The following is a 20,327-nucleotide window of genomic DNA, read 5'->3' on the forward strand; positions in this document are numbered from 1 at the left end:
ACTTATTATAAATCTAATTATCCAATTTTTGTTCCTTTAGAGGTATAACCTTTAGAGGAATTTTTTTTGAACTATATTCTTCGTAATTTAGTTTTAGAATTATTTTGAATGGAACGATTGAAAAAAATAAATTACTCAGTGTTAGATTTGGCTTATGTTAGAGAAGGAGAAACATTAAATCAAACGTTCAAAAACACGTTAGAAAATGCAAAATTTGTTGACGAATTAGGATATAGTCGTTACTGGTTATCAGAACATCATAATATGCAAAATGTTGCAAGTGCAGCAACTTCTATATTAATTGGATATGTAGCTGGTGCTACAAAAAAAATAAAAATAGGTTCAGGAGGGATAATGTTACCTAATCATACAACATTATCAATTGCAGAACAATTTGGAACGTTAGAAGCTCTTTATCCAAATCGTATCGATTTAGGATTAGGTCGCGCTCCAGGAACAGATCAATTAACAGCCTCAATTCTTCGTCGAGGAGATAATTTTATGAATTATGATTTTGAAGCTGAAATCAAAAATTTACAACAATATTTTAGTTCAGAAAATAAAGAAAGTAAAGTACGTGCAATTCCTGGAGAAGGAGCAAATGTTCCACTTTATATTTTGGGATCAAGTACAGATTCAGCTTTTTTGGCAGCAAAATTAGGTTTACCTTATGCGTTTGCAGGACACTTTGCACCGCAACAGTTTTATAATGCAGTTGAGATTTATCGATCTCAATTTCAACCTTCAGAGTTTTTGGAGGAACCTTATACAATCGCTTGTGTCAATGTAATTGCAGCGAATACAGACGAAGAAGCACATTATTTATCGATGTCTATGTACCAAGGTTTCTTGAATATTATAACAGATAAACGTCAGCCAATAGTTTCTCCAGAGAAAACACAATTAGAATTAGCTTCTCCAGAACAGAAATATATGTTAAAAGGAATGACAGCTTTATCTTTTATAGGTAGCAAAGGTGCATTGTCTCAAAGTTTTGACGAATTTATTTTTGAATCTAAGATTGATGAAATTATGGTTTCTTCAAATATTTTTGATCAAAAAGCAAAACGAAAATCCTATCAAATTGTTAGTGAATTATTTCGTTAGATGAAATCAAAAAAAATTTCAAAACTCAATTATTATTCTATGTTTGTTGATCAATTTAAAGATCAATTGACAATTGTTTTGATGCTAAATCTTATTTTATTTTTTATTGCAAATCATTGGAGCTATGTTGTTCCAGAAGTATTTCTATTTGTAAGTCATAAAGATATTTTTGAATTATTTAGAGAACAGTTTGTTTTAAACGAATTTTTCGAGGTTTTAGCTTATACTTTTTTAGGTGCTTTATTTATTCATTTAGGAACGTATAAAATGAATAAAGTCTGGATTTTTAGACTTAATGCATTACTTCTAATAATTGTATCAACTTATTTTTGGACAATTCCTTTAGTACAAAGTGCTGTTATAGTTTTGGAAAAAGGACATCCATTTTTTATTGCTGCAATAATTGGGCAAATTCTTTTGTATTTGATTGTTGGAAATGAATTTTTGAGCTTCATCAAAAATAAAATAAAACAGCCCAAAATCAATCATTCTTAGTTATATTTGCCAAAACTTAATTTTTACAAAAATCAAACTATGTACTCATTTGATAAATTTCACGAATTAATTGCCGAAACAATCGATAAAGATCCATTTTCTAAAAATCCAGAAGAGCTATACGAGCCAATGGATTATATTTTGAATATTGGAGGGAAAAGAATTCGTCCAATTTTGACTTTATTGGGAACTAATTTGTTTGATGGAGAACTTGAAAAAGCGTTGAAACCTTCGTTAGCGATTGAGTTTTTTCATAATTTTTCGTTGATGCATGACGATATTATGGACAATGCTTCGTTGAGAAGAAGTAAACCAACAGTTCACGAAAAATTTGGATTAAATACGGCGATTCTTTCAGGTGATGCGATGTTGGTAAAAGCGTACCAATATTTAGAAGATTTAGAACCAGAATTATTTAAAAGTTCGACAAAATTATTTTCTAAAACTGCTTTAGAAGTTTGTGAAGGACAACAATTGGATGTGAATTATGAAACAAAATTGAATGTTTCGTATGAAGATTACATCAAAATGATTTCTTTAAAAACGAGTGTTTTACTTGGCTGTGCTTTGAAATTAGGAGCAATGATTGGAAATGCTTCGGAAGAAGATGCAGAGAAATTATACCAATATGGTTTGAATTTAGGAATCGCATATCAATTGAAAGATGATTATTTGGATGTTTTTGGTAGCCTTGAACATTTAGGTAAAAAACATGCTGGGGATATTTTCGAGAATAAGAAAACAATTCTTTACATTTCTGCTTTAGAAGCGGCAAACGAAGAAGAAAAAGAGGAATTATTATATTGGTATAGTTCAAATACAGATAATATAGATAAAGTATATGCGGTAGAAAAATTATTCAGAAAACTGAATGTTAACCGTAAACTTTCGACATTAATTAGAGAGTATACAAATAAAGCGCACAGCTATTTGGATCAAATTGATGTTCCAGAAGAACGTAAATCTTATTTGAGAGAATTAAGCGAAGTTTTAATTGATCGACAAGGATAAAAATGCAATTTCGAACGACTTTTCAAATTCAATCTTCTGATTTTAAACTCAATCATCAACACAAAATATTGACGATAGGCTCTTGTTTTTCAGATGAAATTGGAAAACGTTTGATCGATTTAAAGTTTGACGGATTAATTAATCCATTTGGTGTGATTTTTAATTCGCATTCTATTCAAAATTTAATTGAAAGAAGCATTCTAAAAAAATATTTTACAACAGCAGATGTACATCAAAATGGAGAAGAATTTTTCTGTTTTGATGTACATTCGTCGTTTAATGCGTTGACGAAAGAAGCTGTTTTAGAGGAATTAAATTCGACTTTAGATCAAGTTCATGATTATATTCTTTCTTGTGATGTTGTGATGATTACATTGGGAACATCGTGGATTTATGAATGGAAAACATCTAATCAAATTGTCGCAAATTGTCATAAAGTTGACGCAAAACAATTTGAAAAAAGATTATTAACAACAGAAGAAAATCTAAAATCATTGGAATTAATTTTTTCAGATTTGAAGAAAATTAATCCAAAAATTCACATCATTACAACAGTTAGTCCAGTTCGTCATACAAAAGATGGAATGATCGAAAATAATGTAAGCAAAGCGAGATTGTTAGACGCTTTATATGAATTGAGTCTTCAAAATAATCAAGTTGAATATTTTCCATCATATGAATTAGTTTTGGATGATTTGAGAGATTATCGTTTTTTCAAAGAAGATTTGATTCATCCAACAAAACAAGCCGTTGATTATATTTGGGAAAAATTTTCGGAAACTTATTTCGAAAAATCAACGCAAACAATTATTCAAAAAATAAACAAAGTTATTTCAGCGATTAAACACCGTCCTTTTAATGAAGAATCAGATAATCATCAACAATTTTTAGTAAAAACGATTACATTGATGAATGAATTAGAAAAAGGAAATCAACTCGATTTTTCAGCTGAAAAAGAACTTTTGAAATCAAAAATAAAACATGTTAATTGATACACATACACATCTATATTCGGAACAATTTGAAAATGATATAGATGAAGTAATTGCGCGAGCAAAGCAAAATGGAGTAGAGCGATTTTATTTGCCAGCAATTGATAAAAGTTACACGGACAGAATGTTGGCATTAGAATGTCAACATCAAGATTCGATGTTTGCGATGATGGGTTTACATCCGTGTTCGGTTCATCCAGATACGATAGAAGAGGAATTGACTCATGTGCGTGAATGGATTGATAAACGTCCATTTAAAGCGATTGGCGAAATCGGAATTGATTTGTATTGGGAAAAGGAATTTTTACAAACGCAACAAGATGCTTTCAAAATACAAATTGAATGGGCAAAAGAAAAGAATTTACCAATTGTGATTCATTGTCGTGATGCATTCAACGAAGTTTTTGAAGTATTAGAAGAAGTAAAAGATGAAAAATTATTCGGAATTTTTCATTGCTTTTCTGGAACAAAAGAAGATGCACAACGCGCAATTGATTTCAATTTAAAATTAGGAATTGGTGGAGTTGTGACCTTCAAAAATGGAAAAATAGATCAATTTTTAGGTGATTTTGATATCAAAGATATCGTTCTCGAAACAGATTCACCTTATTTAGCTCCAGTTCCGTTTCGTGGAAAACGAAATGAAAGTAGTTATTTGACACATGTTTGCGATAAGTTGGTCGATATTTATCATCAAACACCAACTGAAATTGCAGCAATTACAACAAAAAATGCGTTTGACATTTTCGAACGTTAGGATAAATCAGATTAGAAAAATTATATTTGCAAAAGAAAACCTTTGACAAGATGAAATACAAAAGAATATTACTTAAATTGAGTGGTGAAGCATTAATGGGAGATTTACAATATGGTATTGATCCAAATATGCTGAAACAATATGCGCAACAGATAAAAGGAGTTGCAGAACTTGGTTGCGAAGTAGCAATCGTAATCGGAGGTGGTAATATTTTTAGAGGTGTACAAGGTGTTGCTTCTGGTATGGATCGTGTACAAGGAGATTATATGGGAATGTTAGCAACTGTGATTAACAGTATGGCATTGCAAGGAGCTTTGGAAGATGCTGGCGTTAATACGCGTTTACAAACGGCTATTCGTATGGAGCAAATCGCAGAACCATTTATAAAAAGGAGAGCAACGCGTCATTTAGAAAAAGGTCGTGTCGTAATTTTTGGTGCAGGAACAGGAAATCCATATTTTACAACAGATACAGCAGCAGTTTTGAGAGCAATTGAAACACAAGCTGATGTTATTTTGAAAGGAACTCGTGTTGACGGAATTTATACTGCAGATCCAGAAAAAGACCCAACAGCAGAGAAATTCGAAACAATTTCTTATCAAGAAGTTTACGATAAAAACTTAAAAGTAATGGATATGACAGCTTTTACTTTGAGTGAAGAAAATAATTTACCTATTATTGTATTTGATATGAATACAGATGGTAACTTGAAAAAATTAATTTTAGGAGATAACGTAGGTACTCTAGTAACAAATAAATAAATCCCGAAATGGAAGAATTAGATATTATTTTAGAAACGGCTAAGGAGCAAATGCAGGGAACTGTAAGTCACTTAGAGGTTGCATTCGACAAATTAAGAGCAGGTAAAGCTACTCCTGCAATGTTAAGTTCAGTTCGTGTTGATTACTACGGAAGTTTATCTCCGTTAACTCAAATTGCAAATGTAAATACTCCAGATGCAATGACATTGAGCATTCAACCATATGAGAAAAATTTAATTCATGAAATCGAAAAAGCAATCATCAATGCTAATTTAGGCTTTGCACCTTCTAACAATGGAGATACAATTATTATCAGTATTCCTCCAGTAACAGAAGAACGTCGTAAAGAGTTGGTGAAAATGGCAAAAGCGGATATGGAACATGCAAAAATTTCTCTTCGTAATGCGCGCCAAGATGCAAACAAAGCATTGAAAGGTGTAAAAGAAGCTTCTGAAGACATGGTGAAAGATTACGAGACACGTGTGCAAGGACTAACAGATAAGTTTTCTAAGAAATTAGAAGAAGCTTTAACAAAAAAAGAAGCTGAAATCATGAAAGTTTAATCTTTCTTGAAAAAAAAATATTTTAAGGCAGCGTTTCGCTGCTTTTTTTATTTATTTGCATAATCAATTTCAAAAGATGAAGAATTATATATTCCTGCTAAATTTCTGTATTTCAATTGCCACATTTGCTCAAATTAAAGTAAGAGTATTCGATGCTCAAGACGAATTTCGTTTAACAGGAGCTAATGTATATAGTGATACGAAACAATTTCTTGGAGAAACTGATGAATTGGGTGAATTAGATATTAATGATTCAATTCATTTTATAGACGTACTCAAAAATGGATATTTTACAGAAAGTATACAAACCAATGGTAAAAAGTTAATAGAAATTATGATGAAACCTTCTTTCATTAGTTTGGATGAGGTTACATTTACAACGAATGATTCTGTTGGAAGAAATATAATTATCAAAGCAATTCGCAATCAATCCAGAAATACGATTAAAAATGGAGGGAATATTTTCTTGAAATCGTATACAAAGTTTTGGAGTACAGTAAATAATGATTCAATTCCGTTTATTATTCAACCTCAAAGTCACAAAGATTCTGTCAATAATCAATGGAAAAAATTGTTAGACAATAGCCATTTATTTTTAGGAGAACGTGCAATGGATCATAAAGTATCGAAGCGTTTTGGACTAAAAAATATCGTGCAATCTTCTCGTATTTCAGGAATGCGTTCACCATTGTATGAATATTTGGCAATGCAACCAATTGCTTTTAATTTTGATCAAGATAAAATCAATTTTTTCTTCAAAGGAATTGTAAATCCAGTTAGTAGAGAAGGGCTTTCTAATTATCGTTATGGATTTAAAGAAGATATTTTTATAGATGGAAGAAAAACAATCGTAATTAGTTTTTTTCCGTCAATAAAAACAGATAAACGTCAAATTAAAGGAACACTTTGGATTGATGATAAAACATTTGCTTTAGTCAAATTTGAAGGAGAAAATACAAGTACAAATTATGTTGCTGAATTAGAAGCTGATTGGAAATTGAACAATGGAACTTGGATTCCGAATCAGCAGAAATATCGTATGGAAGCAGGTAATTTTAAGATTACAGAAAAATTAGCAGGTAGCGATTTTATTGATAAAAAAGAAAAGATTTGGATTAATCTTGAAACAACTTTTAAGGATATTCAGAATCCAGCTCATTTCAAACGCAATGAATTTTTAGGTTATGAAGATGAGATTTCTTTTCAGAATATGGATGAGAAAAAATGGGATAATGTAATGGAAAATTATCGTGATTCATCTTTATCAAGCAAAGAAAGAAATACATATACAACTATCGATAGTATTGCAGATAAATATAAGTTAGAACGACAAATGAAGCTCATGAGAATTATGAGTTCAGGTGGGAAATTATCGTTAGGTAAAGTTGATTTAGATCTAACAAAAATCTTAGCTTTTAATGATTATGAAGGTTTTAGACTTGGGGCTGCTTTTAATACGAATGAAAATTGGAGTGATAAATATTCATTGAATGCTTATTCGGCTTATGGTTTTAAAGATGAGTCGTTTAAATTTGGTTTTGGAGGAGATTATTTTGTAAATAAACCTTACTCAGGACGGATTTTTGCGAAATATTCGCAAGATGTTTCTGCTTCAGGTAAAACACCAATTTTATTACAATCAAATTACACGCGTTTAATGAGTGGAGCATTTAGTAATATTTATAACCACGAGTATTTTTCATATAAGCGTTATTCATTAGGCTACGAACAAGATATTTTTAAAAATGTAACATTTAACATCTCCGCAAATTATGAAAAACAACAAGCAGAATTTGATTATTCTTTCCAAAATAATATTGATTGGTACGATTTATACAACACGCAATTAGCGATTCGTTTTGCACCAAAAGATAAATTTATTAGAACACCTTATGGAAAAGTGACAGTAAATAGTGGAAAATCTGTTTTCTATGCTACGCTTACAAAATATTGGGATGTTTTTAATTCTGATTATGATCCACTTCGTTTCAATGTTTCTTATTTTGATGTTTTTGATACGCGAGTAGGTAAAACAAATTTCAATGTAAATGCGGGTTGGGTTGAAGGAAAAATGCCATTGATGAATTTGTTCGAAGGACAAGGAAATGCAAAACGAAATGACTTTTTGAATTTTGGAGTAGGAGGTTTAACGAATTTCGAAACAATGCGTCCAGGTGAATTTTATTCGGATCGATTTGTATCATTTCAATTGAAACACATTTTTGCTGGCGTTAAAGTTGGAAACAAAATTATTTTACCACAATTTGTTTACCGAGGTGTTTTGGGTGATATGAAAGATAAAGCAGATCATCAAAATTTAGAATTCAAAACGTTGAATCATTACTATCACGAAACAGGTATTGAAGTAAATAATTTAATTTTCAAAACATTCGGACTTGGAGCTTTCTATCGTTTAGGTGCTTATTCAGAGGAAAAATTCAAAGATAATTTCTATTTAAAATTAACCGTTAATTTGAATTTCTTGTAAGTTATGGATAATAAAGAATTTGATTTTGATAAAATGGAAGAGGATCATAAAAAGATTAGTGAAACATTTGATAAAGTTGAATATGATGGAAAGAGAGATATTTTAAAATATTTTGATAGAATTCATGATAAACTATTTACTTTTAATAATATTTTAATTGTTGGTTTTTTTACTTTATCAAAGTTTAAAGAAAATGTGAGTATAAATACAATCTTGTTTCCAATATGTAATTTGATTTTTTTAATTTATATAGAATACTCTATGATGGAGAAAAGTAGGTTTGAAGCTTCTATTAAAGATAAAAACTTAAGTGAAATTAATGAAAATGGTAAGTTAATAAAGAGTACTAATAAATATTCTTTGTATATTATATTATCAACATTATTGGTTACACTTATATTCCTACTAAACTTGTTTAATTAAATCACTTCAAAAAATAAACTAAAATCAAAAATCCTTTACAATTTCATTGAAATTGTAAAGGATTTTTAGGTTGGTTGAAAAATATTCGCAAAAATTATGCCTATAATTTTTATAACTTTAAATAATAACTAAATTTGTAAGGATAAATTAAAAAATTATGCAATCGTACGGAATTAAAGCCTTATTAGAAAAAGGCAAGGATTTGTTGCTACAGGAAGTAGTTGTAAATGGATGGGTAAGATCGTTCAGAAGTAATCGTTTCATCGCGTTGAATGACGGTTCTACAATTAATAATATTCAAGTAGTAGTAGATTTTGAAAATTTTGACGAATCAATTATAAAACAAATTTCTACAGCAGCTTCTTTGCAAATAAAAGGTGAAGTGGTAGAAAGTGAAGGAGCAGGTCAAGATATTGAAATTGTTGCGAAAGAAATCAAAATTTTAGGTACTGCACCATCTGATGATTTAAAAGGAACAATTTTACAACCAAAACAACACAGTTTAGAAATTTTGCGTGAGCAAGCACATTTACGTTTCAGAACAAATGTTTTTGCTGCAACTATGCGTGTTCGTAATGCGTTAATGTTCGGGATTCACAAGTATTTCAACGAAAATGGATTCGTTTACATCAACACGCCGATTATTACAGGATCTGATGCTGAAGGAGCAGGAGAGATGTTTCATATCACGAACTTGGATATGGAAAACTTACCTAAAAACGAAGAAGGAAAAATAGATTATACACAAGACTTTTTTGGTAAATCGACTAACTTAACGGTTTCTGGACAATTAGAAGGAGAAACTGCTGCAATGGGATTAGGAAAAATCTACACATTTGGACCTACTTTCCGTGCGGAAAACTCGAATACTTCTCGTCACTTAGCTGAATTCTGGATGATTGAACCTGAAGTTGCGTTTTTCCGTTTAGATCAAAATATGGATTTGGCAGAAGATTTCATGAAATCTGTTATTACTTATGCAATGGAAACTTGTAAAGATGATTTGAAATTCTTAGCTGAACGTTTTGACAAAGAACAAAAGCAAAAACCAGAAGCAGAGCGTTCAGAATTAGGTTTAATTGAGCGTTTAGAATATGTTTTAAACAATAAATTCATTCGTTTAAGTTATACTGAAGCAATTGATATCTTAAAAGATTCTAAACCAAATAAAAAAGGTAAATTCAAATATCCAATCGAAGGTTGGGGAGCAGATTTACAATCTGAACACGAACGTTATTTAGTTGAGAAACACTTCAAAACTCCAGTTATTTTATTTGATTATCCTGCAGAAATCAAAGCATTTTACATGCGTATGAATGATGATGGAAAAACAGTTCGTGCAATGGACGTTTTATTCCCTGGAATCGGAGAAATTATCGGAGGTTCTGAGCGTGAAGAACGTTTAGAAGTTTTAGATGAAAAAATGGAAAAATTCGGAATCGATAAAGAAGAATTATGGTGGTACCGTGACACAAGACGTTTTGGTTCTGTGCCACATTCAGGTTTCGGTTTAGGTTTAGAGCGTTTGGTATTATTCGTTACAGGAATGGGGAACATTCGCGACGTAATTCCTTTCCCAAGAACACCGAATAACGCTGAATTTTAATTAAAATATTTTTTACGGATTTACGCTTAAATATTGTAACTTTAAGCTAAATCCGTTTTTTTATATAAGCCAAAACCCAAAATATGTTAAAGCAGGAATTAAATTTAAAATTACAACAAAAACTATCGCCACAACAAATCCAATTAATGAAGTTAGTTCAGCTTCCTACGGTTGCTTTTGAACAACGCGTAAAGGAAGAGTTGGAAGAAAACCCTGCTTTGGATGATCAATCTTCTGAATATGATGAAGATTATGGAGGAGAGCAGGAAGAATGGGATAATCAGAGTGATGATTTTGGCGACGAACAAGTTATTGATACAAGTGACATCAATATTGATGATTATTTGAGTGATGACGATATCCCAAATTATAAAACATATACGAATAATTATAGTGATGATGACGAAGATAAATCTGTTCCTTACGCACAAGGAGAGAGTTTTATCGAGTTTTTAACATCTCAATTATATACATATCGATTAACTTCGGAACAATTTCAAATTGCAGAATTTATTTTAGGAAATATTGACGATGATGGTTATATGCGTCGTGATATTAAATCGTTGGTTGATGATTTGGCGTTCTCACAAAACATTTACACTTCGCCAGAAGAAGTAGAAAATTTGTTGATTAATTATATTCAACGAATGGATCCAGTTGGAGTAGGTGCGCGTGATTTGCAAGAATGTTTATTGATTCAATTAGAAAATAAAAACCAAACGGAAGCAGTAGAATTAGCTGAAAAATTAATTTCAGAATCGTTTGATGCATTTACGAAAAAGCATTATTCGAAATTGATGGCGAAATATGATGCGGATGATGATGAGTTACGTGATGCAATTTCGGAGATTGAACGTTTGAATCCAAAACCAGGAAAATCATTTTCCAGCAGTAGTAAAATTGTAGAGCAAATAACGCCAGATTTTACAATTCATATCAACGATGGCGATTTAGAATTATCGTTAAATGGACGTAATGTACCAGAATTGAAAATTTCGAGTGCGTTTGCAGAAATGTTAGATACGTACAAAAAAACCGAAAATAAATCGAATCAACAGAAAGAAGCTGTGATGTTTGTCAAACAAAAGTTAGATTCTGCGAAATGGTTTATTGATGCGGTTCAGCAACGTCGTAACACGCTTTTGTACACGATGGAAGCGATTATGAAATTTCAAAAAGAATATTTCTTAACAGGAGATGAAACGAAAATTAAACCGATGATTTTGAAAGATATTTCAGACAGAATTGGAATGGATATTTCTACTGTTTCTCGTGTAGCGAATTCTAAATATGTCACAACGCCTTACGGAACATTTTTGATTAAGGATTTGTTCTCAGAATCGTTAACAAATGATGAAGGTGAAGAAGTTTCGACGCGCGAAATTAAACGAATTTTGCAAGATGTAATTGCAGATGAAGACAAACGTAAACCTTTGACAGACGAGAAATTAACCGAAATTTTAAAAGAAAAAGGTTATCCAATTGCTCGTCGTACAATTGCAAAATATCGCGAACAACTAAATATTCCAGTTGCGAGATTAAGAAAAGAAATCTAAACTTTTAGAAATATTATCAAACAAAAAAAGAGCTTTATAAAGCTCTTTTTTTGTTTTTATATTAAATAGGTGTCATTCAAGATAATTTTTTTAATATTCATTAAATCTGTAACTTTTTTATAATTCTTACGTCTTTATAAAAACATAACCTAATATGTCTAAATTATATATACCGATTCTACTATGTGCTTCTACTTCGATTTTTGCTCAGCAACAATATAAAGGTAGCTTACAATATGTGAATCAAACGCCTGTTAGTTTAGCTGATGTGATTATTATAAAAGATGATCAAATTATTGATGAAATTTCGACAGATGAAAAAGGAAATTTTATTGTTGAATTAGCCATAGGAAATTATACTTTTCGAATAGAAGAAGCTGGTATTTTGCTTCATAATCAAACAATTTTGTGTGGACAAAATCAAGATTTAGGCGTTATTATTATTCCAAAAACTGAAAACATTACATTAACTGAAACGGTTGTAAAAAGTCAGAAAAAATTAATTGAAAAGAAAGTTGATCGACTTGTTTTTAATGCTGATTTAGCAGAAGGAGCAAGAGGTGGAGATGCTCTAGATTTGTTGAAATTGGCTCCTCGTGTAAAGGTTGATAATGATGTGGTATCGATTATTGGTAAAAGTACTTTACGTGTAATGGTGGATGATCGTTTGTTAGAAATGTCTGGTGATCAATTGACGAATTATCTTAAAACGCTTCGTGCAGATGATATTGAAAAAATTGAAGTAATTACTAATCCGCCTGCAAAATATCAAGCAATAGGAAATAGTGGAATTCTGAATATTGTGTTGAAATCTGGAAAAAAAGATTCGTGGAATGGTAGTTTGTCGTCGTCATTTCAACATTATAATAAACCATATTGGAATAATAGCGCATCATTTAATTATCGAAAAAATAAATGGACATTAGTTTCGAATATTTTTGGAGGTTTTGGTGAATATGATGGAATTGGTCAATCGGATATTTATTTCACGAAAACAAATGAAGTTTGGACTGAAAGAGAAAGAAATAGCGGGAAGAATGGAAGTATTGGAGGAAAATTAGGTTTAGATTACAAAGTATCAGATAAGTTGACAACAGGTTTTACGGTTGATTTATATGCAGGAAACCGTAAAGGGACTGGAGGTACAATAACAACGATGAATAGTTTGGATAAAAACGAGTTGTTGAGTTATATTCTGAATGATCGAAATGGGAGCAAAGGGAATACGAAATACAATACATTGAATTATCATGTGATTTATAAAATGGACACAATTGGTAAGAAATTGACGTTTGATTTTGATTGGGTCAATTTTAATAATAACAATACAAGCGTTACTTCAAACAGATTTTTTGATTCAAAAGATGTTGAAAATATAGCAGAATATCAAGGAAATAAAAGTTTGTCAGACCAAATAGCAAATAATTATAGTTTGAATATAGATATGGAACATCCTATAAATACTTGGAAGTTAAATTATGGAAGTCGTTATAGTTGGACCAAAAATAATAGTGATAACTTATTTTACGATACAACTAGTGGCTCACCTGTTTTTGATAAGAAGCTTAGTAATGGTTTTTATTATGATGAAAATATTTTGGCTTTTTATGGAAGTATCGAAAAAGATATATCAGAAAAATGGTCTGCAAAAGTTGGTTTGAGATACGAAAATACAAATGCAAAAGGTTTTTCTCCACAAAAAAATCAACATGATACGTACAAATATGATGGATTATTTCCGACAGCTTATTTAATGTATAAAGCAGCAGAAAATCATTCGTTAAGTGTGAATGTAGGACGTCGTATTAATCGGCCATTTATGGGGCAACTGAATCCTTTTCGTACTATTTATTCACCTTATTCCTTTGCTGAAGGTAACCCGGATTTAAAATCTTCTTATTCATATAATTATGAATTAGAATATGCTTATAAGGATTTATCAATTACAACTTTATATTACCAAAATTCTACTAATGAGATCAGTCAAATTGTAGTTGTAAATCCGACCGAAAATACACAAAATTGGATTCCGTATAATTACGCTGATTCTGAAAGTTTTGGGATTAGTGAAAATATAAACTTTAAACCTGTAAAATGGTGGAAAGTTAATGGGGCGATTGATTTGTATTACAAGAAAACGAAAGGAATTATTCCAGAATATAATTATACATTGGATGGATTTAATGGAGAATTTCGTTTGACAAATAATTTAGAACTGAATAAATCTAAAACATTATTATTTAACCATACTACAAATTATTCAACAAAAACAATTGATGCGATGTCAAGAGGTCGTGAAAATTGGAAGACATCTTTAGGTTTGAAAGCATTGTTTTTGGATAAAAAGTTTGAAGTTTCGTTTAATGTAAATAACGTTTTCAAAGATAAAGCTTGGCAAGATCAAAGTTATAGTAACGATACAAGATTTGTTTACACAGGACAATCAGTACGTTTTTATCGTGTTGGAATTCGATACAATTTTGGAAAATCATTTACAATAGAACAATCAAAAAGTAGTTCAGAAAAAGGAAGATTATAAAAAAATAACCTCCAATATTAATTAATATTGGAGGTTATTTTTTTATAATAGATGACTTTACTTCTTTTCCATTTTATAGAACAATAAAATCACAAAGCTAATCGCGAACGAAACACCCATTGCAAGTGCAGAAGCTTTCATTCCACCAGAATATTCTATCAATAAACCATAAATTACTAAACCTAAAAACAGCGCAAATTTTTCGAAGACATCGTAAAAACTAAAATAGGTTGTAGTATCTTTTGTTTCTGGTAATAATTTCGCGTAAGTAGAACGCGACAAAGCTTGTAAACCTCCCATTACAAGACCAACCATTGCAGCCATTACATAAAACTGAGTTTTTACATTTGGATCATTTTTATTAATCAAATAACCAATAATACATGTAATAATCCAAATAAAAATTCCTATTAATAAGGTTTTCTTATTACCGATTTTTCCTGATAGAAAAGAGAAAAACCAAGCACCTAAAACAGCTTCGATTTGAATTAATAAAATAGTCATAATCAATTCTGAAGATTCCATTCCTATTTCTGAACTTCCAAACATTGCTGCCATTAAAAAGATAGTTTGCATAGCTAAACTGTAAAAGAAAAATCCAGCCAAAAAAACACGAATATTTTTGTATTGATTCAGATCCTTGAAAGTATGTTTTAAATTTCTAAAACTAGATTTTATGATATCTTTTGGAATTTCGCGATCATATTTGTGATTTGGTAATTTACTTAATGCAATTTGTCCAAATCCTAACCACCAAATTCCTGTTAATAAGAAACTTATTCGAGTAAACATTGCTTGTTGTTCTTCTGGAGCGAATTGTATCATCGCCAAACAAATTGTCAATAAAATGACAGAACCAATGTAACCAAACATATAACCTTGCGCTGAAACTTTGTCCATTTTTTCATCTGAGACAATTTCTGGTAAATAGGCGTTGTAAAAAACTAAACTTCCCCAAAAACCTATGCTTGCGGTAATATTGAGTAATAAAGCTAACCAAACTAAATCGCTCGATGTGAAGAAAAACATTCCGATACATGAGAACGATCCTAAGTAACAAAAAAAGCGAAGAAATTTGATTTTATTTCCGATTAAATCTGCAATTGAAGATAAAACAGGAGACAAAACAATCACAAAAAAGAAAGCAATTGCTAATGAAAAATTGAAGGCAGATTCTGGTAATAATCCTAAAAATTTAATTGGTTGATCGTTCGTATCATAGGTCATTAAAGTATAATAAACTGGAAAAATAGCAGAGGCAATAACTAAAGAATGAACAGAATTTGCCCAATCGTAAGAAATCCAAGCTCGTATTAGTTTGGGATTATCTTTTGTATTCATAAATTTTTTATAGTAATGTTGGTTAAACTTAAGAAAAAAATAGAGAAACTAAAGTTATCTTTTCAAATTATTGAAATTTTATAGTTTGTAGTATTTTTTCAACGTCTTTTACAGCGTTTTGATTATTGTTAAATATTTCTGTTCGTATAACATAGATTTTTTTGCCTTTTTCAATAAAGTAAAAATCAATCGAAACATTTTTAGATATATTTTGCCCATTAGGATGACTTAAAGTCGCTGTACCAGTCAAAGTAAAACGAGTTGTAGGCAAGTTATCAATAGTAGTTTCAGGTTGCTCATTTAATTCCAATTGATAAATATTTTCGTCAATGTTATTCAAATAATTTTTTACAATACCTTCTACATTTTTATTATAAAATTCTGAAACATAAATTTTATCGATATAAAGAGGATTTTCAGCAGTTACTAACTTTTCTGTAGAATAAATAATAACATTCGGATTGTATTCAATTGCTTTAAAGGAAGTATTCGAATTGTTTAATTTAAAAGAAAATATTTTACCATAATCTATTTTATGTTTTATATCAAAACTTGCTGATTTTATGAAATTAATAACATTATCTTTAGTTTTTTGATTGAAAACAGCTTTAATTGAATTGAAAATTGTATCATTTCCAAAATGTATAGAAATTTGTTCTGTATCATTTTCGTGTTCTAAATAATAAATTCCATTTAATCGATTAAATTTTATAGAATAACTTTTGATATTATTTTTCGCATTTGTTTCAGTTATAAAATTTGAAATTCTATAAAAATTACCAACAGATTCATTAAAATAAATTCCAGATAAACTGTCTTTTTTATAATGAAAAGTGGTATTTTTTTGATTGAAATCTGAATTATTTGAGACAAAAAAACGAGTGTTATTTATTTGATTCAATCCAGTAATAGGATTATTAATTTCATTAGGTAAAATTGTATTTTGACCATGACAAGAAATAATGGTGATAAAAAATAGAAATAAATAGCGCATAATCATTATAGTGGATGATTCAAAAGTACTATAAATATCTATAATTTGATTATTCTTTCAGTTCAAATTTCGTTAGTTTATTGCCTTTGTAACAATAAAATTCATAACTATCTTCTCCAATTCTGAATACTTTTTCGAGGTGGATTTTATCGTAATTAGGTAAAATTTCATTGTATTTTTTTAGTAAATTTTCAGGTAACTCATTCGGTTGAATTGGACGTTCAATCTCAAATTCACCATCTAACGAATATTCCATCACAAAATCACTGTTTCGCCATTTCAAAGTTGTTTCATTTTCGTCACCTTTACTTGTTGTTGTAAGTTGAACTTTATCTTCTTGAATGATTTTTTGAGAACTTGTATAAAAAAGTGTAATTCCAGAAATAACCATCGCCGCATAGCCAACTTTTCTGAAAATAAAATCGCTAAAATAAGGTAAAATATATTTGACTGTATAAGAAGAAATAATTGAGGCAACTGCAATCGTCAACCCAAGTAATAAAGCGTTTTTTGAGTATAAACCAAGAACAATATAAATGATTAATTTTATGATATGAAGTATAATTTCGTTGGCAGCTCGCGTTGCAATAATTTCTTCTTTTGTTAGTCCGTATTTTAAATAAAATCTATTGAACAATAAGCCAATTGCACCTGTTATTCCAGAAACGAATCCAGCTAAAAAACCAACAATAGCTAAAATATATTTTGGCGAAGGTTTTTCTTCATTATCTTGTTGTTTTTTGTTTAGAAATAATTGCGGAACATTTGAAATCAATAATACAGCTACAATAATTTGCAAATAAATTGGGTTGATAAATTTGATTAAATAAGCACCCATTAAAACTGCTGGAATTGAAAAAGGAACGAACCAAAAGAAGATTTTCCAATGTACAGATTTTCTGAAAACCGCTATTCGAGAGGCAGAACTTGTAAATGTTCCAATTGTTAATGAAAAAGGAACTAACGAAGTTGGAATAATAAGATTGAGGATTGGAATTAAGATTAAACTTGCGCCACCGCCACAAATTGCACTTATCCAAAATGCTAAAATTGCTCCAATAAATAGCAGAAAAATAGTAAAAATCATGATCAGAAATTTTATTCTGATACAAAATTAGGGCGATGATTTTAGAAATAAACGTTTAAAGATTTATCTTAAGTAAAACTTAAGAATAGGTAAATCTTAATTGAAAAAGATGATTTTTCGGATAAATTGTTTGCGAAATCTGATGAAAATTATTTTTTAATAAGGCTTTGGATGAGGCGATATTTTCTTTTTTCACCCAAGCTTCAATCAGCATATATTTTCTCGATTTCAATTCTTTCGAAATCAGATTGATAATTCGTGTTGCATAACCTTTGTTCCAAAATTGTTCATCAATCGAATAGCCAATAATTGCTTTGTTGTGTACAGGTTGAAACATCACAGTACCAATCAAGGTTTTAGAAGATTTTTCGATAACAGCAAAACGAAATTCATATCCAGAATTCTTTTTTTCTTTATCTCTTTCCAGCATTTTGTACGAATCTTCGATCGTTTTCATTGGTGCGGTTTCGCGATATTTCATGGCTTCAGCATTCGAATAAATTTCGAAAAGTCGCGCTACATCAGTATCCAAAAGTTCCCTGAAATAAATTAATTCGTCTTCCATATTTTAGTTTTAAGAATTTGCTTGACGTTCTAATTTTTCAATCAGTAAAGCTTTTGCATTTGTAAGCGCATAATCTTTTGCTTCGGCAAATGAAATATTATATTGTCGTTTAAGAGATTGAATATCTTTTGGTAAATCGTTTAAAATTTTATCGTAATAAACATCTAACATTTCGGAAGTTGGCATTTTGAAATCAATTTTTAACTGAAATCTTCTCAATAATGCAACATCAATAATATGTGGATGATTTGTCGCGGCTATCAACAACGAATTTTGTGGTAAATAATCAATTAATTGAATTACCGTATTCACCAAACGACGCATTTCGCCAACATCTTTGTCGTCATTTCCGCGCGCTTTTCCGATTTGGTCAAACTCATCCAAAAATAGAATCGCTTTTTCACGTGCAGCTTTATCAAAAAGCATTCGAATATTTTGCGAAGTTTCACCAATTCTTGACGAAACAATATTGCTTAAATTCAGAATCAATATAGGTTTTCCGATTTCATTTGCAATTGCTTTTGCAGTTGTTGTTTTTCCACAACCCGAAAATCCATGCAACAAAATTTTATTATTGACAGGCAAATTATATTTACTCAATTCCTCTATATATCGATGTTCTTTGATCAGTTGTTTTACTTGCGCAAGATTTTGATCATCCAAAAAAACATCATTCAAAGAAATTTCTTCTTTATCGTCAACAATTAAATCGTAAATATTCATATCAATTTTACTTCAAGACTCAAAATTAAACTATTTTAATCCGAAAGCCGATTTTTAGCACAAAAAAAGCTTCAGAATTCTGAAGCTAAAATTTTAAACCATCATATGAGAACTGATCGCAATTCTATTCCAGGCATTAATCGTGGTAATTGCAATAATGATAATCGCAATATAATTTTCAGAAAAAAGTGACAAAGCTTTTTGATACGTTTCTTCTGATAAACCATGTTGACTAATATTTGTAATTTCTTCGGTCATCGCCAATATTACACGTTCTTCTTCTGTAAAAAGTGTCGTTTCTCGCCACGCATTCAACAAAAAAATACGTTGATTTGTTTCGCCTAATTTCATCGCATCTTTGGTGTGCATATTAATACAAAAAGCGCAACCATTGATTTGTGAAGCTCTGATTTTGATAAGCTCTAAATGCAATTTATCTAATTCAGAATTTGCTAAAAAATTCTCTAAACCATACATCGCTTCGTAAGCTTTTGGTTCTAATTTTTGAATGTTTAATCGTGATTTCATTTTTTAATTTTTAACAAAGTTCGACGATTATTTATTCAATAAAATTAAACTGGTTTAAGAAAACTCTTTCTTTCGGATTTCGCTTAAATATTCGGGTGTGAAACCTAAATAAGAAGCTAATAAATATTGGGGAACACGTTGCAAAAATTCGGGAAAATTCTTTTTGAAATGAAGGTAAAACTCTTCTTTCGAAAATTGTTTCAAATATTTCGAACGCATTTGTGCAGCAGCAGTTGACTTCTGGTAAATTAGTTTAAAATAAGAATTAAAAATTGGAAATTTTTCACACAATATTTCTTCATTATTTCGACTGATTGTTAGAATAGTTGATTTTTCTACTGCTTGGATATAAAACTCTGAATTTTGTTGATTGATATAAGAGAAAAGATCTGTTATCCACCAATTTTCTATTGCAAAATCAATAGTTTGTTCAACTCCTTTTTCATTAATAAAAAACATTCTAACGCATCCTGAAGCAGTAAAATAATTATACTTACAAACTGTTCCAGCTCTATGAACCGTTTCTTTTTTCTTGATTGAAACTTCTTCAAAGTATTGAATAGAAGCAGCAAATTCTTCATCTGAAATAGATGTAAAAAATTGTATATGTTTTTTTAAATTATCAAAAGAATTTTCCATTTTTATAATCTTAATGTATTACTCATTAAAATTAATGATTTGTTTATAAAGAACTTAATTTAGCTAAAGATTAGTCAGGATTAAAGTCGAAATTAGGAGTGTAATTCGCTTGAAATGAATCGTTGAAAGAACATGAAAATAATCTATAAAGA

19 protein-coding genes are annotated in these 20,327 nt (G+C 30.0%); 12 read left to right on the plus strand and 7 right to left on the minus strand.

What is annotated here, in order from left to right; translation table 11 throughout:
• Positions 1–108: 108 nt before the first annotated feature.
• The 12 genes from E4J94_RS07100 to E4J94_RS07155 all read left to right on the plus strand — a co-directional run bounded on the left by E4J94_RS07100 (position 109) and on the right by E4J94_RS07155 (position 14,298).
• Positions 109–1,107 (plus strand): LLM class flavin-dependent oxidoreductase, encoded by a 999-nt coding sequence (locus E4J94_RS07100; protein ID WP_135835154.1) that lies wholly within the window; start codon positions 109–111, stop codon positions 1,105–1,107.
• A 39-nt stretch (positions 1,108–1,146) separates the two neighbouring features.
• Positions 1,147–1,602 (plus strand): hypothetical protein, encoded by a 456-nt coding sequence (locus tag E4J94_RS07105; RefSeq protein WP_221411283.1) that lies wholly within the window; start codon positions 1,147–1,149, stop codon positions 1,600–1,602.
• Positions 1,603–1,641: 39 nt separating this feature from the next.
• Complete coding sequence (locus tag E4J94_RS07110) at positions 1,642–2,613, plus strand: polyprenyl synthetase family protein (RefSeq protein ID WP_135835156.1); 972 nt, start codon at positions 1,642–1,644, stop codon at positions 2,611–2,613.
• Between the two features lie 2 nt (positions 2,614–2,615).
• Entirely contained in the window at positions 2,616–3,605 is a 990-nt protein-coding gene (locus E4J94_RS07115; RefSeq protein WP_135835157.1) for a GSCFA domain-containing protein, read from the plus strand.
• The gene (locus E4J94_RS07120; RefSeq protein ID WP_135835158.1) at positions 3,595–4,362 is read left to right on the plus strand and encodes a TatD family hydrolase; all 768 of its coding nucleotides are present in this window, start codon (positions 3,595–3,597) and stop codon (positions 4,360–4,362) included. Before E4J94_RS07115 ends, E4J94_RS07120 begins: the two co-directional genes overlap by 11 nt.
• A 50-nt stretch (positions 4,363–4,412) precedes the next feature.
• Entirely contained in the window at positions 4,413–5,123 is a 711-nt protein-coding gene (pyrH, locus tag E4J94_RS07125) for a UMP kinase (RefSeq protein ID WP_135835159.1), read from the plus strand.
• Between the two features lie 8 nt (positions 5,124–5,131).
• On the plus strand, positions 5,132–5,686 hold the full coding sequence (gene frr / locus E4J94_RS07130; RefSeq protein ID WP_135835160.1) for a ribosome recycling factor: 555 nt from the start codon (positions 5,132–5,134) through the stop codon (positions 5,684–5,686).
• A 76-nt stretch (positions 5,687–5,762) separates the two neighbouring features.
• Positions 5,763–8,174, plus strand: coding sequence for a DUF5686 family protein (locus E4J94_RS07135; protein ID WP_135835161.1), 2,412 nt, complete (start codon positions 5,763–5,765; stop codon positions 8,172–8,174).
• A gap of 3 nt (positions 8,175–8,177) precedes the next feature.
• Positions 8,178–8,597 carry a hypothetical protein gene (locus E4J94_RS07140; RefSeq protein ID WP_135835162.1) on the plus strand — a complete coding sequence of 140 codons (420 nt, stop codon included), beginning with the start codon at positions 8,178–8,180 and terminating at the stop codon, positions 8,595–8,597.
• A 157-nt stretch (positions 8,598–8,754) separates the two neighbouring features.
• Positions 8,755–10,203: an asparagine--tRNA ligase gene (gene asnS / locus E4J94_RS07145; RefSeq protein WP_135835163.1), complete on the plus strand. Its 1,449-nt coding sequence runs from the start codon at positions 8,755–8,757 to the stop codon at positions 10,201–10,203.
• Between the two features lie 83 nt (positions 10,204–10,286).
• A complete protein-coding gene (gene rpoN / locus E4J94_RS07150; protein WP_135835164.1) occupies positions 10,287–11,759 on the plus strand; it encodes an RNA polymerase factor sigma-54 in 1,473 nt (490 codons plus the stop codon).
• Between the two features lie 154 nt (positions 11,760–11,913).
• Positions 11,914–14,298, plus strand: coding sequence for an outer membrane beta-barrel family protein (locus E4J94_RS07155; protein WP_135835165.1), 2,385 nt, complete (start codon positions 11,914–11,916; stop codon positions 14,296–14,298).
• Between the two features lie 57 nt (positions 14,299–14,355).
• Here the strand turns inward: E4J94_RS07155 and E4J94_RS07160 are convergent, their stop codons facing one another.
• From E4J94_RS07160 to E4J94_RS07190, 7 genes are all read right to left on the minus strand, one after another.
• Positions 14,356–15,639 (minus strand): MFS transporter, encoded by a 1,284-nt coding sequence (locus E4J94_RS07160; RefSeq protein WP_135835166.1) that lies wholly within the window; start codon positions 15,637–15,639, stop codon positions 14,356–14,358.
• A gap of 67 nt (positions 15,640–15,706) precedes the next feature.
• On the minus strand, positions 15,707–16,633 hold the full coding sequence (locus E4J94_RS07165; protein ID WP_135835167.1) for a hypothetical protein: 927 nt from the start codon (positions 16,631–16,633) through the stop codon (positions 15,707–15,709).
• Positions 16,634–16,682: 49 nt separating this feature from the next.
• Positions 16,683–17,720 (minus strand): sulfite exporter TauE/SafE family protein, encoded by a 1,038-nt coding sequence (locus E4J94_RS07170; RefSeq protein WP_135835168.1) that lies wholly within the window; start codon positions 17,718–17,720, stop codon positions 16,683–16,685.
• Between the two features lie 79 nt (positions 17,721–17,799).
• Positions 17,800–18,285 carry a GNAT family N-acetyltransferase gene (locus E4J94_RS07175; RefSeq protein WP_135835169.1) on the minus strand — a complete coding sequence of 162 codons (486 nt, stop codon included), beginning with the start codon at positions 18,283–18,285 and terminating at the stop codon, positions 17,800–17,802.
• Positions 18,286–18,294: 9 nt separating this feature from the next.
• Positions 18,295–19,008, minus strand: coding sequence for an AAA family ATPase (locus E4J94_RS07180; RefSeq protein ID WP_135835170.1), 714 nt, complete (start codon positions 19,006–19,008; stop codon positions 18,295–18,297).
• A gap of 93 nt (positions 19,009–19,101) precedes the next feature.
• Entirely contained in the window at positions 19,102–19,536 is a 435-nt protein-coding gene (locus tag E4J94_RS07185) for a carboxymuconolactone decarboxylase family protein (RefSeq protein ID WP_135835171.1), read from the minus strand.
• A gap of 54 nt (positions 19,537–19,590) precedes the next feature.
• On the minus strand, positions 19,591–20,175 hold the full coding sequence (locus E4J94_RS07190; RefSeq protein ID WP_135835172.1) for a Crp/Fnr family transcriptional regulator: 585 nt from the start codon (positions 20,173–20,175) through the stop codon (positions 19,591–19,593).
• Positions 20,176–20,327: the final 152 nt, after the last annotated feature.

The organism is Empedobacter tilapiae (genome assembly GCF_004785645.1).
Lineage (GTDB): Bacteria > Bacteroidota > Bacteroidia > Flavobacteriales > Weeksellaceae > Empedobacter > Empedobacter tilapiae.